We start from the raw sequence: 19698 nt of genomic DNA on the forward strand, positions 1-19698 counted from the left end.
CCACTCATAGCTGCTGCCGATCCCTCCAGAGTGCTTATTCACCGAATGTCGGCGGGTAACGGTTGCTTATAAAGTGTGAAATTCGGCGTGGATGATGGTTCACAATTTTGCTGGCGCGGTGGTTGCGCCGTTGCACTTTTATGAAGCTTGTAGCGTTGGGTCGCACCACTGGAAGGCAAGAGTCGGCGCGCTTGGAGTTGCTGCAAGCGGGCGAGTCTTGTCGCTGGTTGGACGGGCGCTTTCGCGGGCAAGCCCGCTCCCACAGGGGATTATGGGTGTTGCGAGGGTGCGGGGTAGGACGAGGTGTGAGCGTTGGCACGCTCGCTGCAAGAGGGTGTTCAGGCCCACCGTGAATACAATCGAGTGGGCACCCCCGTCGGTCAACGAAGATCGAGCGCCAGCAGGCCGGGACAACGGTAGATCGCAGCGCAGTCGCTGGGTCGATACCGCACAGAACAGGCAAAGACGCCTGGAACCGCAAGGTTTCAGGCGTCTTTTTTTTTGCTTTCAAAAATCGTGATGGGCTTTTGTCGGGTGCTTTTTATGAATTCCAACGTTGCTTCTCTGAACAAGCTGCAAACGCTGATCGTGATCGGCAATGGCATGGTCGGCCATCACTGCGTCGAGCAATTGATCGAGCGCGGTGCCCTCAATCATTACCACCTGCATGTGTTCAGCGAAGAGCCGATGCGTGCCTATGACCGCGTGCATCTGTCCGAGTATTTCTCGGGGCGCGATGCCGAATCCCTGGCCCTCGGTGAAGCTTCGCTGTACCAGACGCCCGGTGTCGCGCTGCACCTGGGCGTGCCGGTGTTGGAAATCGATCGCCAGGCCCGTCAGGTCGTCACCGCCGGCGAGCGCATCAGCTACGACAAGCTGGTGCTCGCCACCGGTTCCTACCCGTTCGTGCCACCCATCGAAGGTGCCGAAGGGGATTGCTGCCTGGTCTATCGCACCCTGGAAGACCTGGACGCGATCCGTGCCGCCGCCACCAACGCCCGCCGTGGCGTGGTGGTCGGTGGTGGCCTGCTGGGCCTCGAAGCGGCCAACGCCCTCAAGTCCCTGGGCCTGGAAGCCCATGTGGTTGAGTTCGCCCCACGGCTGATGCCCGTGCAACTGGACGAGCAGGGCGGCCTGGCGCTCAAGGCGCGCATCGAGAAGCTCGGTGTCGGCGTGCACTTGTCCAAGGGCACCCGGTCCATCTGCGCCGGTGAGCAGTACCGCTATCGGATGAATTTCGGCGAAGAGGATTTCCTCGAAACCGACCTCATCGTGTTCTCCGCCGGTATCCGCGCCCAGGACGCCCTGGCTCGCCAGAGTGACCTGCAGATTGGTCCGCGCGGCGGCGTCGTGATCGATGATCATTGCCAGAGCAGCGACCCGGACATCTACGCCATCGGTGAATGCGCGGCCTGGAACGGCAGCATCTTCGGCCTGGTCGCTCCCGGCTACCAGATGGCCCGCAACGTTGCGGCGCGCCTGTGCGGCGAACCCGGCGAAGCCTTCACCGGCGCGGACATGTCCACCAAGCTCAAATTGCTCGGCGTCGACGTGGGTTCCATCGGCGATGCCCATGGCAACACACCAGGGTCGCGCAGTTTCCAGTTCATCGATGGCACCAGCGCCAGCTACCGGCGACTGGTGGTGGACGCCGATGGCAAGCGCGTAATCGGCGCGGTGCTGGTGGGCGACAACAGCTACTACGACACGTTGCTGCAATACATGCAGAACGGCATCGCCTTGCCCAAGGACGCGGCCAGCCTGATCCTGCCATCGTCCGAAGGCGCCCCGACACTCGGCCCGGCGGCGCTGCCCGAAGCAGCCACCATTTGTTCATGCCACAACGTCACCAAGGGCTCGATCTGCTCGGCCATCGACGGCGGTTGCACCGAGCTGGGCCAACTCAAGTGCGACACCAAGGCCGGCACCGGTTGCGGTGGTTGCGCCGCGCTGGTCAAGCAGGTATTCGAGCATGAACTGATCGCCCGCGGCGTCAGCGTCGACAAGAGCCTGTGCGAACACTTCGCCTACACCCGCCAGGAGCTGTACGCCCTGGTGCGGGTGGAAGGCATCATCAGTTTTGACGAACTGCTGGCCAAGCACGGCCGCGGCCACACCGGTTGCGACCTGTGCAAACCGGCGGTGGGCTCGATCCTGGCGTCGTGCTGGAACCAGCCGATCATGGACCCATCCCTGGTGCCGTTGCAGGACACCAACGACACGTTCATGGCGAACATGCAGAAAAACGGCACCTATTCGGTGGTGCCGCGCATCGCCGGCGGGGAAATCACCGCCGACAAACTCATCGCCATCGGCGTGGTTGCGAAGAAATACGACCTCTACACCAAGATCACCGGCGGTCAGCGCATCGACCTGTTCGGTGCCCAGTTGCACCAGTTGCCCGACATCTGGGCCGAGCTGATCGAAGCCGGTTTCGAAACGGGCCATGCCTACGGCAAATCCACCCGCACGGTGAAATCCTGCGTGGGCAGCACCTGGTGCCGCTACGGCGTGCAGGACAGCGTGCAAATGGCCCTCACTCTCGAAGACCGCTACAAAGGCCTGCGCTCGCCGCACAAGCTCAAGTTTGCGGTGTCCGGTTGCACCCGCGAGTGCGCCGAGGCCCAGAGCAAGGACGTCGGCGTGATCGCCACCGAGAAGGGCTGGAACCTGTACGTTGCCGGCAACGGTGGCATGCGCCCACGTCACGCCGAGTTGTTCGCCACTGACTTGGATGACGCGACGCTGATCCGCTACATCGACCGCTTCCTGATGTTCTACATCCGCACCGCTGACAAGCTGCAGCGCACCTCGGTCTGGCGCGAGAGCCTGGAGGGCGGCCTGGATTACCTCAAGGACGTGATCATCCACGATAGCCTCGGCCTGGGCGCCGAGCTCGAAGCCCAAATGCAACTGGTGGTCGACCGCTACGAATGCGAATGGGCGAACGCCCTCAAGGACCCGGAAAAACTCAAGCGCTTCCGTACGTTCGTCAACGACAAGCGCAGCGATCCGGACGTCCATTTCGTCCGCGAACGTGGCCAGCGCCGGCCGGTTCACGCCGGCGAACTTCACCTGATTCCCGTCACCGAGGAGGTGCTCTGATGAGCCAGTCAAACGTCGTTCGTATCCCCACCCGTTCTGAGGACCCGCAACCGGTCCAATGGCGAGCCCTGTGCAGCCGCGAGGACCTGGTGCCGAACTCCGGCGTGGTGGCCTGGCACGAGGGCGCCCAGGTGGCGTTGCTGTACCTGCCCGAGCATCAGGACAAGCCGATCTACGCCATCGACAACCGCGACCCGAAGTCAGGGGCGAATGTGATCGGTCGCGGATTGCTGGGCAGCATCAAGGGCGACCTGGTGATTGCCTCGCCCATGTACAAACAGCATTTTCGCCTGGAAGACGGCCATTGCCTGGAATACCCGGAGCAGCGCCTGCGGGTATGGCCGGTGCGCTTGAATGGCGACGTGGTCGAGATCGGCGAAGACTGACCTGTTTTATGTGGCGAGGGCGCTTGCTCCCGCTCGGGTGCGCAGCGCCCGCAAGATCCTGGGGCCGCTGCGCAGCCCAGCGGGAGCAAGGTCCCTCGCCACATAGGGTTCTCAAGCGAAAGTATCAGCAGGCTGTTAGGGGATATGCCATGAAAACCGCCGCTCAACTGGTGAAACTCAAAAGTGTGCAGAACCAGCAGGTCCACAGCATCGCACCCGAGCAGACGGTGCTCGAAGCGTTGCAAATCATGGCCGAGAAGAATGTTGGCGCACTGCCGGTGATCGAGAATGGTCAGGTCGTGGGCGTGTTCAGCGAGCGGGACTACGCACGCAAAATGGTGCTGCAAGGTCGCTCATCCGTGGGGACGCCGGTGCGCACCATCATGAGTGCGCCGGTGATCACCGCCGACAGCCAGCAGAGCATCGATCGCTGCATGGAAGTCATGACCGACAGCCACCTGCGGCACTTGCCGGTGCTGGATAACGGACAGTTGATTGGCCTTTTGTCCATTGGTGATCTGGTCAAGGAAGCGATTGTCGAACAGGCGGACTTGATCCGGCAGTTGGAGCATTACATCCGCGGGCATTGAGTCCGCCTCTTCAAATCAGAGCGGCTCTTGTGGCTAGGGAGCTTGCATGCCAGCCATTGACACAACCTGTCTGTTGCGATTGATGTGCGGCGCCGGGAAGGATCAGGCGTCGCGAAACAGGTCGTGGGCGTCCAACAACCGCCAGGCGATTTCAGGGCGTTTCTCCAGGCCACGCCGAATGGCGGCCGGAATCGACTGGCGTATCTTGCGGCACAGGCCGGGTTGCTGCTGGAACTCGATGGCGATGCCACGCATGGTCCGGACTTCGTTGTAACCGGGCTCGATGCGCAGCCGCACGCCCAGGTTCTCGTATAGCCGCTGTTGCAGACGCTCGAGCTCGTCAAGGCTCTGGATGTTTTCCAGCCGTTCGAGCAGGCGTTTTTCTTCCTGGCGGTTCAGGCAAAGGATGCGCAAGTCGCTGCCTGGCGTTTGCAGTAACTCGTCACGCCCGCAATCGCAGACGCCGGGCGGGCAGGGGGGACGGATCGGGATCGACGCGGTCATGGGCTCCACAGGTCTGCAACAAGACACACCGCCTTTTGCGCAAGGGCGACCCAGGCAATGTGATGCCTGCCGGCGCGATGGTCAACCCTCTCCCCGGGCTGCTCTGCCACTGGGTATCGACCGTTCGTCCGTCTACCGGTCAATCCAAGCAAATTTTTCATGCCCAAGCGGCCTCACCTAGGAGAGGCGTGTCGTGGCTCGCTCCGTCACCGACACGACGGCAAACCGCCAAATGATAAGGAGAGCGAAAAAGATGCAACCCCAACCGTCTACCTTGCCGTTGCTTGAAGAGCTGCTAATGGCCCGAGGCCCGGGCGATCAGGAAAACGAGGTCCGTGGAGTTTGCCTGCGAGAACTCAAGCCCCACTGCGATGAAGCCTGGGTCGACCCGGCCGGCAATGTGATCGGCCTGATCAAGGGAACCGCCAAGGCCAGTGGAAACCCTGAACCCGTGAGGATCATGGCGCACCTGGACGAGATCGCCATGCTGGTCAAACAGATCGACCCGGATGGTACGCTGCGAGTGGTGGCCCTGGGCGGGGCGAATCCGATCAACTTCGGCGTCTGCCCGGTGGATATTCTCGGCGATCAGGATTTCATTCCCGGCGTGTTGTCGTTCGGCTCGATGCACAGCACCGGCGAAACCCACCAGGGTTCGGATGTGCTGTCGGGAAATGTCACTTGGCAGGACGTGCATATCATCACCCGCTGTTCCCCGGAAGAATTGCAAGCCCATGGGGTAAGACCCGGTACGCGGGTGGTGTTGAGCCAACATTGGCGCCGACCGTTTCGGGTTCGTGATGCAATCGCCGCGCATTTCCTCGACGACCGCGCGCCCATGGTCGCGTCCTTGCAGGCGGCACGATCGTTGGCCGAGCGCCGCGCCGAACTGGCGGGTGACGTCTATTTCGTGTTCACCACCCAGGAAGAGGAATCCAATGCTGGAGCGCGCTACGCCGCCAGCCACTTGCCCGGCGATATCACGGTGGCGGTTGAGGTAGGTCCGGTGATGGCGGAATACGGTACAACCCTGAGCGTCGACCCCATCATCAATTCCGGAGACAAGAACGGCTGTTACCACCGTTACGTTGTCGATCAGCTGTACAAGGCGGGCAAGCGTTGTGGGTTGTCGCCGCAATTCGCACTGCTGGTGGATTTTGCCAGCGATGCCAGCGCGATCATGAGCAGTGGTATTTCCGCGCAAGGCGGTTGCATCGCGATTCCGACGGAAAATACCCACGGCTATGAGCTGATCCTGGACGGCAGTATCGAGGCCTGCGCGGCGTCGCTGTTGGAATTCCTGCTCAACAGAACCCCAGGCTAGCCCTGCGGGAATGCTGAAGCTGGGAGCTGGGAGCGGGGTTGCCCGCTCCCAGCAAGGTCTGCGTTACAAGCCCAGCTCGGACAAGCCGGGATGATCATCAGGCCGACGTGCCAGCGGCCAGCGGAACTTGCGCTCGCTTTCCTTGATCGGCAGGTCGTTGATGCAGGCATAGCGGTTGAACATCAGGCCGTTTTCGTCGAACTCCCAATTCTCGTTGCCATAAGAGCGGAACCAGTTGCCCGAATCATCGTGCCATTCGTAGGCATAGCGCACGGCGATGCGGTTGTCAGTGAAGGCCCACAGTTCCTTGATCAGCCGATAATCCAGTTCCTTGGCCCATTTGCGCGTCAGGAAGGCCTTGGCTTCTTCGCGGCTACTGGCAAATTCGGCACGGTTGCGCCATTGGGTGTCGAGCGTGTAGGCCAGCGAAACTTTTTGCGGGTCGCGAGAGTTCCAGCCATCTTCGGCCAGGCGAACTTTCTCGATGGCCGTTTCACGGGTGAAGGGCGGCAGGGGCGGGCGAACTTCAGAAGAAGACGACATGGCGGATCTCCAGTGAGTGGTAGACGAATTGCACAGCGGTTCAACGGGTCAGGCTTGTTGCGAATCCATGGGCAATAACGTTTTCAGCATGTCCCGGGCATCGTCGGCCGCGCTGTGGTCGCCCATGACCAGCGCCACGGTGATGGCGCCATCAATCAGGATCAGCAACTGCCGGGCCAGCGCCTCCGGGTTCTCGATACCTTGATCGATGCACAGCCGGGTGACGTATTCGAGCAACTTCTGTTTGTGCAGCTTCGCCACTTGGCGGACCGGATCCTGCGGGTCGCCGGTTTCGCCGCTGGTGTTGATAAATGCACAGCCGCGAAAGCCTTCGCTGTCGAACCAACCCTTGAGCACGGTGAACAGGTTGAGCAGCCGGGCGGCGGGGTTCGGCGCCTTGTCGACCTCGGTGCTGAACCAGAGCATCCAGCGCTCGTCGCGTCGCTTCAGTGCGGCCACGACCAAGTCGTCCTTGTTGGTGAAGTAGCGGTAGATACTTTTCCTGGAGACGCCGGCGGTTTTCACCAGAAGGTCCATGCCGGTGGCGGCGATGCCACTTTTATAGATCAACTTTTCGGCGACATCGAGGATGATGTCTCGTGTTTCGTTGCCAGTGATTTCGTTCATGACGCAACAGTAGAACGATCGTTCTTCTTGGTCAAATCTTTTTTCATGACGACGGGAAGACCCAGCCCCATCCATGGTGTAAGCTCATCCGTTCTTCGGAATCGACCTTATTGCGAGCCCTATGCCGTCGCTTTTCAAACGCTCCCTGCTGCCCAAGCTGCGCAGCTTTGCACTGACCGCCGATGCGGTGACCATCCTCGATGGCGCTGCCCAATTCCGCCATTGCCTGTTGGAAAAAATCGCCCAGGCTACCCAGCGCATCTATATCGTCGCCCTGTACCTGCAACAGGACGAGGCCGGCCAGGAAATCCTCGATGCCCTGCACGCTGCCAAGGCTGCGCGTCCGGAACTGGACGTGGTCGTGGTCGTAGACTGGTTGCGGGCCCAGCGCGGGCTGATCGGCGCCAAGAAGCAGCCGGGCAACTCGGCCTGGTACCAGGAGCAGACGCGCACCCATGCCAGCGAAGTGCCGATCTATGGCGTACCGGTGCAGACCCGTGAGCTGTTCGGCGTGCTGCATCTCAAGGGTTTCGTGATCGACGACTGCGTGCTGTACAGCGGCGCCAGCCTGAATAACGTTTACCTGCACAAGTTCGACAAGTACCGCTACGACCGTTATCACCTGCTGCAGAACACGGCGTTGGCCGACTCGATGCAGCATCTGGTTCAGCACGGTCTGGTGGCGTCCAAGGCGGTGCATCGCCTGGACCTGCCGAACCTGCCCAGTACTCGCAGCCTGCGCAAGGACATCGGCGATCTGCGCAGCCGCCTTAAATATGCGGCCTACGACACCACGGCCGGCAGCCTCGACAAGAGCGGGCTGACGGTGAGTCCGTTGCTCGGCGTGGGCAAGAACAACCCGCTCAGTAAGGTGATCGGCGAATTGATCGCCAGCAGTCGTCGGCAGTTGACCATCTGCACGCCGTACTTCAACCTGCCCCTGGCCGTGACCCGGGAGATCAATCGCGCCCTGGCCCGAGGCGTCAAGATCGACATCATTGTCGGCGACAAGACGGCCAACGATTTCTTCATCCCGCCGAGCGAGCCGTTCAAGATCATCGCGGCGCTGCCCTATCTCTACGAAATCAGCCTGCGACGCTTCGCCAAACGCCACCAGCGCTACATCGACAGCGGCCAGTTGAACCTGCACCTGTGGCGTGACGGCGATAACACGTATCACCTGAAAGGCATGTGGGTCGACGAGCGCTATACCTTGTTGACCGGCAACAACCTCAATCCGCGGGCGTTTCGCCTGGACCTGGAAAATGCCCTGTTGCTGGACGATCCCAAGGGTGAGCTGCTTGCGCCACGCCAGCTTGAACTTGAGCAGATCTATCACCATACCCGCCGGATCGAACGGTATCTGGACCTCGAAACGTTGCCGGATTACCCGGCGGCGGTGGCCAAGTTCCTGAAACGGGTCAGCCGCGTGCGGATCGAGCGGCTGCTTTATCGAATCCTGTGAACGCCCGCGCCGTGTCGCAGAAGGACACCATTTCCATCCAGCTGGTGCGTGAAGCGCTGCTGCAAAGTTGCCCTTCTGGAGCGGCTACCGACGAGGTGCTGCGCGCAGTGGGCATCGATCCTGCGCTGCTCGGCGATGCCCAGGCGCGGGTGCCAGCCCATGCCTACGCGCGGCTCTGGCGTTTGCTGGCCCGGCGCCTGGATGATGAATTCTTCGGCATGGACCCGCGCAAGCTCAAGTCCGGCAGCCTGGCGTTTCTCTGTCAAAGCGCCATGGCCCAGCCCACGTTGGCGGCCGGCTTGACGGCGGGGCTGGCGTTTCTCTCATTGATGCTCGAACGCCTGCCGGCCCAGTGGGTTCGCCAGCAAAGCCTGGCGGAAATCGTCCTGTTGGAAGACGATCAAGAGCCACGTCGTGCCTTTACCTACTTCACCTACTGGATGATCGTCCATGGCGTGGCCTGCTGGCTCGCTGGGCGGCGCATTCCTATTCTTGCCATCGAACTGCGCTGCCCGGCGCCGGATTTCTGCGACGACTACCGGGTGATGTTCTCCCAGAACCTGCGCTTTGACCGGCCCCGTACCCGGATGATTCTCGCCGCCGAGTGCCTGGACTTGCCCATCCGGCGCAACGCGGATGAACTCAAGCGTTTCCTCGCCCAGGCCCCGGCCAATATCCTGGTCAAGTACCGCAACCCGCAAAGCCTCGCCAGCCGCATTCGCCACGACCTGCGGCAGTTGCCGGCCGAGCAGTGGCCGGAAACCGAAGCCCTGGCCCAGCAATTATGCGTTTCGGCGTCCACCTTGCGCCGACGCCTGGCGGAGGAGGGCCAGACCTACCAGGCCCTCAAGGACAGCGTGCGCAAGGACCTGGCCATCACCTGGCTGGCCGAACCCTCCATCAGCTTTGTCGAAATCGCCGCGCGCCTGGGCTTCGCCGATGCCAGCTCCTTCTACAAGGCGTTCCGCAAATGGTCGGGGTCCAACCCGGGGCATTACCGGAGCCTGATTCTCAACGATTCTGCCTGACCTATCGGTAGGTCTCAGACCTTCGCCCCACAAGGGGCCTTGCGTAGGCACGCTCATAAAACTGTCATTTTTCTTTGATACAAGCCTGTGCAGGCCCGGATAAACCGAGCCATTGAGCAGGGTAGTGTATGCAAGTGACCGTTTTGGGATGCGTATGAGGGTACTGGTCACCGGCGCTGCCGGCTTCATCGGCTTTCATACGGCCAGGCGGCTGTGCGGCGAGGGCCATCAGGTCATCGGCATCGACAACCTCAACAGCTACTACAGCGTCGAACTGAAGCAGGCACGACTGGCGCTGTTGGCCGAATGCCGAAATTTCCAGTTCCACTTGGTCGATATTGCAGACAAACCAGCGCTGCTGGACCTGTTCGCCAAACACGCCTTCGAGCACGTCATCCATCTGGCGGCCCAGGCCGGTGTGCGTTACTCCATCGATCATCCCGATGCCTATGGGCAAAGCAACCTGTTGGGTTTTCTCAACGTAGTGGAAGCCTGCCGTGCCCATAAGCCGGCGCATCTGATGTTTGCCTCGAGCAGTTCGGTGTACGGATCGAACGAACGCCTGCCATATGCCACGACAGACCCGGTGGATCGGCCAGTGTCCTTCTACGCGGCGACCAAACGGGCGAATGAACTGATGGCCCATACGTACGCTCACCTGTACGGCATTCCCACCACCGGCCTGCGCTTTTTTACGGTGTACGGGCCTTGGGGACGGCCCGACATGGCGCTGTTCAAATTCACCGATGCCATCCTCAACGGTCGCCCCATCGACATCTATAACGACGGTGCGATGTCCCGGGACTTCACTTACATAGACGACATCGTCGAGGCCCTCGTGCGATTGATCCCGCTGCCGCCGAGCGATCAAGCCGGGGCACCCAACAAGATCTACAACATCGGATTCGGCGCGCCGGTGAGGCTTCTGCAATTCGTCGAGTGCATCGAAGCGGCACTGGGTATCCGGGCGATGAAGCATTTCCTGCCGTTGCAGCCGGGCGATGTAATCGACACCTGGGCGGACACCCGGGAGTTGGAAGCGCGCGTGGGGTTTCGCCCACAGGTCGCGGTGCCCACCGGCGTGCAGTCGTTTGTCGAGTGGTACCGCAACTATTACGGCGTCTAACCCTTCGTTCCTCGTTCCCCTGGAGTGTCATGCACCAAGCCCCTTACGTGTCGGTCCTGATTCCGGCAAAAAATGAAGCTGGCAACCTCATTCCACTTCTGGAAGAAGTGCGCACCGCAATGGCCGACGAGGCCTTCGAAGTGATTGTGGTCGACGACGGCAGCACCGACGGCACCGCCGCCGAGTTACGAACCTTGCAAGACAGCGGCTATCGGCAGTTGCGAGTGCTCCGCCATGCCCGATCCCTCGGCCAGAGCACATCGATCCACCACGCCGCTGAAGCGGCGCGCGGGCACTGGCTGGCCACCCTCGACGGTGATGGGCAGAACGATCCGGCCGATCTGCCCAGGATGCTGGACCTGGTGCGCGGTACGGAAGGCGAACCGGCCGGCGTCAAGTTGGTGGCCGGGCATAGAGTCAACCGCCGGGACACGGCGAGCAAGCGCTGGGCATCGCGATTTGCGAACAAGCTGCGCGCCAGTCTGCTGAAGGACCAGACGCCCGATACCGGTTGCGGGATCAAACTGATCGAGCGCGAGGCGTTCTTGCGCCTGCCGTATTTCGATCACATGCACCGTTTTATCCCCGCGCTGATCCGCCGGCACAACGGTCGGATGCTGGTTCAACCGGTGAACCACCGCGAGCGCGGGGCCGGGGTTTCGAACTATGGAAACCTTGACCGGGCCTTGGTGGGCATACTCGATCTATTCGGGGTGTGGTGGCTGATAAAGCGCACTCGCCTGGACGTCAACGCTCAGGAAACCGAGGTCTGAGATGGGCAGAGAATCTTTGTGGCTGGCCGTTGGCTTTGGTGGTCAATTGGCGTTCACCGGGCGCTTTGCCCTGCAATGGCTCTATAGCGAATACAAGAAACGCAGCATGATCCCGGTGGGATTCTGGTACCTGAGCATCGTCGGCAGCGCGCTGTTGCTGGCTTACGCCATCTACCGAGAAGACCCGGTGTTCATTGTCGGCCAGTCGTTCGGCTTCGTTGTGTATCTGCGCAACCTGCAATTGATCGCCAAGCATCACGCCCGTGAAGGCGGCGGACTGGATGAGAAGGGCTGAAACGGTGCGGATACGATTATCTTCCTCGCGGCTGGAGCTGTGGGTTCTTGTAGCGCTGGCGACGATCCTGGTTGGCGCCGGCCTCGGCTGGCGTCAACCGCTGAATGTCGACGAGGAGCGCTTTCTCGGCGTCGCCCTGGAAATGCTGCAGAACGGCGCGTGGTTCATTCCCCATCGTGCCGGTGAAATCTATGCGGACAAACCGCCGCTGTTCATGTGGGCGGTGGCGCTGTTCGTGCAGTTGACCCACCTGCCCAAAGTCGCCCTGTATCTGCCTGCGCTGCTCGCAAGCGCCGTGACCACGGCGTGCCTGTATGACTTGGGCCGGCGCTTGTGGGGCCGGCGCGTGGGGGTGATCGCGGCGCTGCTGTTCCTGGCCACGTACCAGACCTACAGCATCTTGCGCACCGGGCAGATCGATGGGTTCCTCGCGCTCTGGACGATCCTGGGTATCTACGGCTTGTGCCGGCACCTGTTGCTCGGCCCGGCCTGGCGCTGGTACTACGTTGCCTGCGCGGCGATGGGGTTCGGGATCATCAGCAAGGGCGTGGGTTTCCTGCCAGCGCTGATGCTGATTCCCTACGCCTATGCGGTGCGCAAAGGCTGGCGCGGCGTCGTGCCCATGCCGGGCAAGGCGCGGGCCTGGTGGCTGGGGCTGGCCGTGGCGCTGGCGGCGGTTGCCCTCTGGCTTGGGCCTCTGCTGGTGATCGTGGGGCAGGGCGGCCCCGATAGCCTGGCCTACGCCCAGGAAATCCTGCTCAAGCAGACCGCCGGCCGTTATGCCAGCGCCTGGGAACATCGCGAACCTTTCTGGTATTTTTTCGTCCACGTGATCCCGAAGTACTGGCTGCCGATGGTGTTCATGCTGCCCTGGCTGGTACCGGCCTGGCGCAAGCAATTGCTCAAGCACGACGGTCGAGTGTTGGTGCTGCTCGGTTGGGTGGTGCTGGTGCTGCTGTTCTTCAGCCTGAGCAGCGGCAAGCGCAAGCTGTACATCTTTCCTGCGCTGCCTGCGTTGATCCTGCTGGTGGCGCCTCTGGTGCCGTGGGTGCTGCGGCGCTGGTTCGGCCGGCATCCAAGGGGCAGGGTGGCATTTTCCGTGCTGGCGTCGGTGTGGCTGTGCGCCTGGTTCGTACGCGGCTTCATCGAGCCGCACAAGGAAGGCATCAACCCCCACGAAACCCTGATGCACGACGTCGCGGGGCTGACGGCAAATGCCCAGTTGGTGCTTGTGGGATGGCGTGAGGGTCACTGGTTGTTCGCCCAGCAACCTATCGTGCATTTTGGCTTTTACAGCCACCAAGCCCTGGAACAGTCCGCCGTATGGCTTCGCAGTCATCCGCAGGACTACGCCTTGGTGCCCGGGCACGATCTGGCACGCTGCTACGACCCGCAAAAAGCCCGCCGGGTCGGCAATACCTCCAGAGCCGAATGGTTCCTGGTGGGGGCTGATGCGGACAACCGCAACTGCCTGTCGCCTGCGCCAGAGAAAGTCTATTCATTCGCATGGGCGCATCCTTTGTAGCGTCTGGACCACTACCCCGTGGCGAGGGAGCTTGCTCCCGCTGGGCTGCGAAGCGGCCCCAGAGCAATTTGCCTGATACACCGGGTTGTCAGGTTTTGGGGCCGCTTCGCGCCCCAGCGGGAGCAAGCTCCCTCGCCACAAGGACTGGATAGACAACCCATCACCCAAACCATGGCCAAACCAGTCAAGCAACTTGATGGCTTTGACCATTGCCGCCAGCGCCCTTCGGCGCGAGTATTTCCCTGTTATCTACGGTTCCCCCACCAATAAAAAGTACAGAGGGATGCTGGTCATGCGCGATTATTCGTCCGCCACTTCGCAATTCGATTACCTGCACACCGTCAATGCCGCGTTGCACGGCTCGCTCGAGGCGCTCAACGCCTGCGTCGAGTGCTGCGACCGGCACGCCTTGCCGGGGCGAATTGCATTGTTCTGGGAAGGCCGTGACGGCAGCGAGGCAACCTGGACCTACCGTGACCTGCAGGACAATGCCGCGCGTTTTGCCAATTTCCTCCTGGCCCAGGGCGTAGGCAAGGGCGACAGAGTCGCCGGCCTGTTGCCGCGCACCGCTGAACTATTGATCGTGGTATTGGCCACCTGGCGCATCGGGGCGGTGTATCAGCCCTTGTTCACCGCATTCGGGCCCAAGGCCATCGAACATCGCCTGGGCAGCTCAGGTGCGCGCATTGTCGTCACCGACGCCGTCAACCGTCCGAAACTCAGCGAAGTCGCCGCTTGCCCTACCGTGGTCACGGTTGGCGGCGCGAAAGGTCAGGGCATCGTGCGTGGCGACTACAGCTTCTGGGCCGAAGTGGCGAACCATTCCAACCAGTGCGAGCCGGTGATGCTCACCGGTGAAGACCCCTTCCTGATGATGTTCACGTCCGGCACCACCGGACCGGCCAAGGCGCTGTCGGTGCCGCTCAAGGCCATCGTCGCGTTCCAGAGCTACACCCGCGATGCCGTCGACCTGCGTCCGGAGGATGCTTTCTGGAACGTCGCCGATCCGGGCTGGGCCTACGGTATCTATTTTGGCGTGACCGGACCGTTGGCGATGGGGCATCCGATCACCTTTTACGATGGTCCGTTTACCCTGGAAAGCACCTGCCGGGTGATCAACAAATACGGCATTACCAACCTGACCGGCTCGCCCACGGCTTATCGCCTGCTGATCGCCGGGGGCGAGCAATTCGCCCGGTCGATCAAGGGCAAGCTGCGCATCGTCAGCAGCGCCGGCGAGCCGCTGAACCCGGAGGTGATCCGCTGGTTCGCCGACAACCTCAACGTGGTGATTCACGACCATTACGGCCAGACCGAACTGGGCATGGTGCTGTGCAACCACCATGGCCTGGAGCACCCGGTGCACCTCGGTGCGGCTGGTTTCGCCTCGCCAGGTCACCGGATCGTGGTGCTGGACGAACATCACCAGGAGCTAGGCGTCGGCCAGCCGGGCATCCTTGCGGTGGACCGCAGCCAGTCGCCGATGTGCTGGTTCGCCGGCTATGAGGGTGGACCGACCAAGTCTTTCGTCGGTGATTACTACCTCAGTGGTGACACCGTGGAGTTCAACCCCGACGGCAGCATCAGCTTCGTAGGGCGCAGCGACGACGTCATTACCACGTCGGGCTATCGTGTCGGCCCGTTCGACGTTGAAAGTGCGCTGATCGAGCACCCGGCGGTGGTCGAGGCCGCGGTTATTGGCAAGCCTGATCCGGAGCGTACCGAGGTGGTCAAGGCTTTCGTGGTGCTCAGTGGCCAATACCGCGCCGCGCCGGAGCTGGCCGAAGAACTGCGCCAGCACGTGCGCAAGCGCCTGGCGGCCCATGCCTATCCCCGCGAAATCGAATTTGTCAGCGACTTGCCGAAAACCCCCAGCGGCAAGTTGCAGCGCTTTATCTTGCGCAACCAGGAAATCGCCAAAGCTCAAGAGGCGGCGGCGCAGAACGCTTCAGCTTGAACCCAAGGAAACCATGATGCAGATCGACAATAAGATTTTCCTCGTCAGTGGCGGCGCGTCCGGCCTCGGTGCGGCCACTGGCGAGATGCTGGTCAAGGCCGGCGCCAAGGTGATGCTGGTGGACCTCAACGCTGACGCCGTCGCCGCCCAGGCGCAGAAACTTGGCTGCCACAGCGTGGTCGCGGATATCAGTAACGAGGCGGCGGCAGAAGCGGCGGTCAAGGCCACGGTCGAGGCCTTTGGTGGCCTCAACGGCCTGGTGAACTGCGCCGGTATCGTGCGCGGCGAGAAAATCCTCGGCAAGAATGGCCCGCACGCCCTGGCCAGCTTCACTCAGGTGATCAACGTCAACCTGATCGGCAGCTTCAACCTGCTGCGCCTGGCGGCTGCGGCCATTGCCGAAACCGAGGCTGACAGCGACGGCGAGCGCGGGGTGATCATCAACACCGCGTCGGTGGCTGCGTTCGACGGCCAGATCGGCCAGGCGGCTTATGCGGCGTCCAAAGGCGCCATTGCCAGCCTGACGCTGCCGGCGGCCCGGGAGCTGGCTCGCTTCGGCATTCGCGTGATGACCATCGCCCCTGGCATTTTCGAAACTCCGATGATGGCCGGCATGACGCCCGAAGTCCGCGACTCCCTGGCGGCCGGTGTGCCGTTCCCGCCGCGCCTGGGCAAACCCGCCGAGTACGCGGCGCTGGCCAGGCATATCATTGAAAACAGCATGCTCAATGGCGAGGTGATCCGTCTCGACGGTGCCTTGCGCATGGCGGCCAAGTAGGAGAGATAGTCATGTCCAACGATCCGATTGTTATCGTCAGCGCTGTCCGCACCCCCATGGGTGGTTTCCAGGGCGAATTGAAAAGCCTCAGCGCCCCGCAACTGGGCTCCGCCGCTATCAAGGCAGCCGTGGAACGAGCCGGCCTCGCACCCGATGCGGTGGAAGAAGTGCTGTTCGGCTGTGTGCTTGCCGCCGGCCAGGGCCAGGCACCCGCGCGCCAGGCTGCGCTGGGAGCCGGCCTCGACAAGTCGACCCGCTGCACCACCCTCAACAAGATGTGCGGTTCGGGCATGGAAGCGGCGATTCTCGCCCATGACATGCTCATTGCCGGCAGCGCCGACGTCATCGTGGCGGGCGGCATGGAAAGCATGTCCAACGCCCCCTATCTGCTCGATCGTGCCCGTAGCGGCTTGCGCATGGGCCACGGCAAGGTGCTCGACCACATGTTCCTTGACGGTCTGGAGGACGCCTACGACAAGGGCCGCCTGATGGGCACCTTCGCTGAGGATTGCGCCGAGGCCAACGGTTATAGCCGCGAGGCCCAGGATGCCTTCGCGATTGCTTCCACCACCCGCGCCCAACAGGCCATCAAGGATGGCGGTTTCGAGGCCGAGATCGTGCCGTTGCAGGTGATGGTCGGCAAGGAGCAAGTGACCGTGCGCCACGACGAACAACCGCCCAAGGCGCGAATCGACAAGATCGCCTCGCTCAAGCCGGCGTTCCGTGACGGCGGCACCGTGACCGCGGCCAACTCCAGCTCCATTTCCGACGGCGCCGCCGCGCTGGTGCTGATGCGCCAGAGCCAGGCTGCCGAACGTGGCTTGAAGCCCTTGGCGGTGATTCACGGCCACGCAGCTTTTGCCGACGCTCCGGGCCTGTTCCCGACCGCACCGATTGGCGCTGTCAAGAAACTGATGCGCAAGACCGGCTGGTCGTTGGATGAAGTCGATCTGTTTGAAATCAACGAAGCCTTTGCCGTGGTGGGTCTGGTGACCATGGACAAGCTTGGAGTGGCCCACGACAAAGTCAACGTCCACGGTGGTGCATGCGCACTGGGTCATCCAATCGGCGCATCCGGGGCGCGAATCCTGGTAACGCTGCTCTCGGCCTTGCGTCAGAAAGGCCTCAAGCGCGGCGTTGCAGCGATTTGCATCGGCGGCGGCGAAGCCACGGCGATGGCCGTCGAATGCCTGTATTAAGGAATCACCATGCTCCCGACTGAAGAACAGACTCAAATCAGCGACGCGGCCCGGCAATTTGCCCAGGAACGCCTGAAGCCGTTTTCCGCCGAATGGGACCGCGAGCACCGCTTCCCGAAAGAAGCCATCGCCGAGATGGCCGAGCTGGGTTTCTTTGGCATGCTCGTGCCGGAGCAGTGGGGCGGTTGCGACACCGGCTACCTGGCCTACGCCATGGCGCTGGAAGAAATCGCCGCAGGCGACGGCGCGTGCTCGACGATCATGAGCGTGCACAATTCGGTGGGCTGCGTACCGATCCTCAAGTTCGGCAGTGACGAGCAAAAGGCTCGGTTCCTCACGCCGTTGGCCAGCGGCACGATGCTCGGTGCCTTTGCCCTGACCGAGCCACAAGCGGGTTCGGATGCCAGCAGCCTCAAGACCCGGGCGCGACTGGAGGGGGATCACTATGTGCTCAACGGCTGCAAACAGTTCATCACCTCCGGGCAAAACGCCGGCGTGGTGATTGTGTTTGCGGTGACTGATCCAAGCGCGGGCAAGCGCGGCATCACGGCGTTCATCGTGCCGACCGATTCGCCGGGCTATACCGTGGCGCGGGTCGAGGACAAGCTTGGCCAGCACGCTTCCGACACTTGCCAGATTCTCTTCGAGGACGTGAAGGTGCCGGTGGCCAATCGCTTGGGCGAGGAGGGCGAGGGCTACAGGATCGCCCTGGCGAACCTGGAAGGCGGGCGCGTGGGGATCGCGGCGCAGTCGGTGGGCATGGCCCGCGCTGCGTTCGAGGCCGCCCGCGACTATGCCCGCGAACGGGACAGTTTCGGCAAGCCGATCATCGAGCATCAGGCCGTGGCGTTCCGTCTGGCGGACATGGCGACGCAGATCGCCGTGGCCCGGCAAATGGTGCACTACGCCGCCGCCCTGCGGGACAACGGCCAGCCTGCGCTGGTGGAGGCGTCGATGGCCAAGCTGTTCGCCTCGGAAATGGCGGAAAAAGTCTGCTCCATGGCGTTGCAAACCCTGGGCGGCTACGGTTACCTCAACGACTTCCCGCTGGAGCGCATCTACCGCGACGTGCGGGTCTGCCAGATCTACGAAGGCACGAGCGACATTCAGCGCATGGTCATTTCGCGCAATCTTTGAACAGGAGTCCTGCATGAGCTACGAAACGATTTTATTGGAGATCAAGGACCGCGTCGGCCTGATCACCCTCAACCGTCCCCAGGCCTTGAATGCCCTGAACGCGCAGATCGTCAGCGAGCTGAACCAGGCGCTGGACCTTCTGGAAGCGGATCCGAAGATTGGCTGCATCGTGCTCACCGGCTCGAAGAAAGCCTTTGCCGCCGGCGCCGACATTAAGGAAATGGCCGACCTGACCTATCCGCAGATCTATCTTGATGACCTGTTCAGCGACAGCGATCGCGTGGCCAACCGCCGCAAGCCGATCATCGCGGCGGTGAACGGCTTTGCCTTGGGCGGCGGCTGCGAGCTGGCTTTGATGTGCGACTTCATCCTGGCCGGCGACAACGCCAAGTTCGGCCAGCCGGAAGTTAACCTCGGTGTGCTGCCTGGCATGGGCGGGACCCAGCGCCTGACTCGGGCGGTAGGCAAGGCCAAGGCCATGGAAATGTGCCTGACGGGGCGCTTCATCGATGCAGTGGAAGCCGAGCGCTGCGGCATCGTGGCGCGGATCGTACCGGCTGATGAGCTGCTGGATGACGCGCTGAAAACCGCCGCGTTGATCGCTTCCAAGTCCGTGCCTATCAGCATGATGGTCAAGGAAAGCGTCAACCGCGCCTTTGAAGTGAGCCTGTCCGAAGGCGTGCGTTTCGAGCGCCGAGTCTTCCATGCGGCGTTTGCGACGCAGGATCAGAAGGAAGGCATGGCAGCATTCGTGGCAAAGCGCCCGGCAGAGTTCCAGGACAAGTAAGCGGCGTTTTTACCGACGCTTTCACGAGCAAGCCCGCTCCCACAGTGGATCGCTGGTGTACGCAGCATTTGCATATACCACTGGACCTGTGGGAGCGGGTTTACCCGCGAAGGCGGCGGCACATCCACCATCACTTCAAGCTGACCCACCGCTTTCGCGAGCAAGCCCGCTCCCACAATGGATCGCGGGTGTACGCAGCATTTGCATACACCACTGGACCCTGTGGGAGCGGGTTTACCCGCGAAGACGGCGGCACATTCACCCTCACTTCAAGCTGACCCACCGCTTTCGCGAGCAAGCCCGCTCCCACAGTGGATCGCTGGTGTACGCAGCATTTGCATATACCACTGGACCTGTGGGAGCGGGTTTACCCGCGAAGGCGGCGGCACATTCACCCTCACTTCAAGCTGACCCACCGCTTTCGCGAGCAAGCCCGCTCCCACAGTGGATCGCTGGTGTACGCAGCATTTGCATATACCACTGGACCTGTGGGAGTGGGTTTACCCGCGAAGGCGTCGGCACATCCACCATCACTTCAAGCTGACCCAC

Annotated in this window: 18 protein-coding genes; 15 read left to right on the plus strand and 3 right to left on the minus strand. The window is 62.1% G+C overall.

Annotated features, from left to right (window positions below; all coding sequences use genetic code 11):
* The first annotated feature begins 543 nt into the window (after positions 1–543).
* From nirB to PFLQ2_RS14330, 3 genes are all read left to right on the plus strand, one after another.
* Positions 544–3105 carry a nitrite reductase large subunit NirB gene (gene nirB / locus PFLQ2_RS14340; protein WP_003181651.1) on the plus strand — a complete coding sequence of 854 codons (2562 nt, stop codon included), beginning with the start codon at positions 544–546 and terminating at the stop codon, positions 3103–3105.
* The gene (gene nirD, locus PFLQ2_RS14335) at positions 3105–3491 is read left to right on the plus strand and encodes a nitrite reductase small subunit NirD (protein ID WP_003181652.1); all 387 of its coding nucleotides are present in this window, start codon (positions 3105–3107) and stop codon (positions 3489–3491) included. The genes nirB and nirD overlap by 1 nt, the downstream gene beginning before the upstream one ends.
* Positions 3492–3640: 149 nt before the next feature.
* On the plus strand, positions 3641–4081 hold the full coding sequence (locus tag PFLQ2_RS14330; RefSeq protein ID WP_003181654.1) for a CBS domain-containing protein: 441 nt from the start codon (positions 3641–3643) through the stop codon (positions 4079–4081).
* Positions 4082–4183: 102 nt separating this feature from the next.
* Here the strand turns inward: PFLQ2_RS14330 and PFLQ2_RS14325 are convergent, their stop codons facing one another.
* Entirely contained in the window at positions 4184–4585 is a 402-nt protein-coding gene (locus tag PFLQ2_RS14325) for a hypothetical protein (protein ID WP_003181656.1), read from the minus strand.
* A 253-nt stretch (positions 4586–4838) separates the two neighbouring features.
* Between PFLQ2_RS14325 and PFLQ2_RS14320 the strand changes: the two genes are divergently transcribed.
* Positions 4839–5909, plus strand: coding sequence for a M42 family metallopeptidase (locus tag PFLQ2_RS14320; RefSeq protein ID WP_003181658.1), 1071 nt, complete (start codon positions 4839–4841; stop codon positions 5907–5909).
* Positions 5910–5972: 63 nt separating this feature from the next.
* Here the strand turns inward: PFLQ2_RS14320 and PFLQ2_RS14315 are convergent, their stop codons facing one another.
* Both PFLQ2_RS14315 and PFLQ2_RS14310 read right to left on the minus strand, forming a co-directional pair.
* Positions 5973–6452 carry a DUF1348 family protein gene (locus PFLQ2_RS14315; protein WP_003181660.1) on the minus strand — a complete coding sequence of 160 codons (480 nt, stop codon included), beginning with the start codon at positions 6450–6452 and terminating at the stop codon, positions 5973–5975.
* A 48-nt stretch (positions 6453–6500) separates the two neighbouring features.
* Positions 6501–7079 (minus strand): TetR/AcrR family transcriptional regulator, encoded by a 579-nt coding sequence (locus PFLQ2_RS14310; protein WP_003181662.1) that lies wholly within the window; start codon positions 7077–7079, stop codon positions 6501–6503.
* Positions 7080–7200: 121 nt separating this feature from the next.
* Between PFLQ2_RS14310 and pssA the strand changes: the two genes are divergently transcribed.
* From pssA to PFLQ2_RS14255, 11 genes are all read left to right on the plus strand, one after another.
* Positions 7201–8544: a CDP-diacylglycerol--serine O-phosphatidyltransferase gene (pssA, locus tag PFLQ2_RS14305; RefSeq protein ID WP_003181664.1), complete on the plus strand. Its 1344-nt coding sequence runs from the start codon at positions 7201–7203 to the stop codon at positions 8542–8544.
* An 11-nt stretch (positions 8545–8555) separates the two neighbouring features.
* Positions 8556–9572, plus strand: a complete 1017-nt coding sequence (locus PFLQ2_RS14300) for an AraC family transcriptional regulator (protein ID WP_003181666.1) — start codon at positions 8556–8558, stop codon at positions 9570–9572.
* A gap of 154 nt (positions 9573–9726) precedes the next feature.
* Positions 9727–10698: an NAD-dependent epimerase gene (locus PFLQ2_RS14295; protein WP_003181668.1), complete on the plus strand. Its 972-nt coding sequence runs from the start codon at positions 9727–9729 to the stop codon at positions 10696–10698.
* Between the two features lie 29 nt (positions 10699–10727).
* Entirely contained in the window at positions 10728–11471 is a 744-nt protein-coding gene (locus PFLQ2_RS14290; RefSeq protein ID WP_003181669.1) for a glycosyltransferase family 2 protein, read from the plus strand.
* A 1-nt stretch (position 11472) separates the two neighbouring features.
* On the plus strand, positions 11473–11766 hold the full coding sequence (locus PFLQ2_RS14285) for a lipid-A-disaccharide synthase N-terminal domain-containing protein (protein WP_003181672.1): 294 nt from the start codon (positions 11473–11475) through the stop codon (positions 11764–11766).
* Positions 11753–13291: an ArnT family glycosyltransferase gene (locus PFLQ2_RS14280; protein ID WP_050551573.1), complete on the plus strand. Its 1539-nt coding sequence runs from the start codon at positions 11753–11755 to the stop codon at positions 13289–13291. The genes PFLQ2_RS14285 and PFLQ2_RS14280 overlap by 14 nt, the downstream gene beginning before the upstream one ends.
* 292 nt (positions 13292–13583) lie before the next feature.
* Positions 13584–15248, plus strand: coding sequence for an AMP-binding protein (locus PFLQ2_RS14275; RefSeq protein WP_003181676.1), 1665 nt, complete (start codon positions 13584–13586; stop codon positions 15246–15248).
* 16 nt (positions 15249–15264) lie between these two features.
* Entirely contained in the window at positions 15265–16026 is a 762-nt protein-coding gene (locus tag PFLQ2_RS14270) for an SDR family NAD(P)-dependent oxidoreductase (RefSeq protein WP_003181677.1), read from the plus strand.
* A gap of 11 nt (positions 16027–16037) precedes the next feature.
* The gene (locus PFLQ2_RS14265) at positions 16038–17225 is read left to right on the plus strand and encodes an acetyl-CoA C-acyltransferase (protein ID WP_003181679.1); all 1188 of its coding nucleotides are present in this window, start codon (positions 16038–16040) and stop codon (positions 17223–17225) included.
* Between the two features lie 9 nt (positions 17226–17234).
* Positions 17235–18362 carry an acyl-CoA dehydrogenase gene (locus tag PFLQ2_RS14260; protein ID WP_003181682.1) on the plus strand — a complete coding sequence of 376 codons (1128 nt, stop codon included), beginning with the start codon at positions 17235–17237 and terminating at the stop codon, positions 18360–18362.
* A gap of 13 nt (positions 18363–18375) precedes the next feature.
* Positions 18376–19149, plus strand: a complete 774-nt coding sequence (locus PFLQ2_RS14255) for an enoyl-CoA hydratase (protein WP_003181684.1) — start codon at positions 18376–18378, stop codon at positions 19147–19149.
* Positions 19150–19698 lie beyond the last annotated feature (549 nt).

The sequence above is a fragment of the Pseudomonas fluorescens Q2-87 genome (assembly GCF_000281895.1).
In the GTDB taxonomy this organism is placed as follows: Bacteria; Pseudomonadota; Gammaproteobacteria; order Pseudomonadales; family Pseudomonadaceae; genus Aquipseudomonas; species Aquipseudomonas fluorescens_S.

Bases quoted from the DNA above. Each gene is read 5' to 3' on its own strand.
- PFLQ2_RS14285 (WP_003181672.1), top strand. From the start codon at position 11,473: ATGGGCAGAGAATCTTTGTGGCTGGCCGTTGGCTTTGGTGGTCAATTG.
- PFLQ2_RS14290 (WP_003181669.1), top strand. From the start codon at position 10,728: ATGCACCAAGCCCCTTACGTGTCGGTCCTGATTCCGGCAAAAAATGAA.
- pssA (WP_003181664.1), top strand. From the start codon at position 7,201: ATGCCGTCGCTTTTCAAACGCTCCCTGCTGCCCAAGCTGCGCAGCTTT.
- PFLQ2_RS14255 (WP_003181684.1), top strand. From the start codon at position 18,376: ATGAGCTACGAAACGATTTTATTGGAGATCAAGGACCGCGTCGGCCTG.
- PFLQ2_RS14330 (WP_003181654.1), top strand. From the start codon at position 3,641: ATGAAAACCGCCGCTCAACTGGTGAAACTCAAAAGTGTGCAGAACCAG.
- PFLQ2_RS14270 (WP_003181677.1), top strand. From the start codon at position 15,265: ATGCAGATCGACAATAAGATTTTCCTCGTCAGTGGCGGCGCGTCCGGC.
- PFLQ2_RS14260 (WP_003181682.1), top strand. From the start codon at position 17,235: ATGCTCCCGACTGAAGAACAGACTCAAATCAGCGACGCGGCCCGGCAA.
- PFLQ2_RS14315 (WP_003181660.1), bottom strand. From the start codon at position 6,452: ATGTCGTCTTCTTCTGAAGTTCGCCCGCCCCTGCCGCCCTTCACCCGT.
- PFLQ2_RS14320 (WP_003181658.1), top strand. From the start codon at position 4,839: ATGCAACCCCAACCGTCTACCTTGCCGTTGCTTGAAGAGCTGCTAATG.
- nirD (WP_003181652.1), top strand. From the start codon at position 3,105: ATGAGCCAGTCAAACGTCGTTCGTATCCCCACCCGTTCTGAGGACCCG.
- PFLQ2_RS14295 (WP_003181668.1), top strand. From the start codon at position 9,727: ATGAGGGTACTGGTCACCGGCGCTGCCGGCTTCATCGGCTTTCATACG.
- PFLQ2_RS14280 (WP_050551573.1), top strand. From the start codon at position 11,753: ATGAGAAGGGCTGAAACGGTGCGGATACGATTATCTTCCTCGCGGCTG.
- PFLQ2_RS14325 (WP_003181656.1), bottom strand. From the start codon at position 4,585: ATGACCGCGTCGATCCCGATCCGTCCCCCCTGCCCGCCCGGCGTCTGC.
- PFLQ2_RS14265 (WP_003181679.1), top strand. From the start codon at position 16,038: ATGTCCAACGATCCGATTGTTATCGTCAGCGCTGTCCGCACCCCCATG.
- nirB (WP_003181651.1), top strand. From the start codon at position 544: ATGAATTCCAACGTTGCTTCTCTGAACAAGCTGCAAACGCTGATCGTG.
- PFLQ2_RS14275 (WP_003181676.1), top strand. From the start codon at position 13,584: ATGCGCGATTATTCGTCCGCCACTTCGCAATTCGATTACCTGCACACC.
- PFLQ2_RS14310 (WP_003181662.1), bottom strand. From the start codon at position 7,079: ATGAACGAAATCACTGGCAACGAAACACGAGACATCATCCTCGATGTC.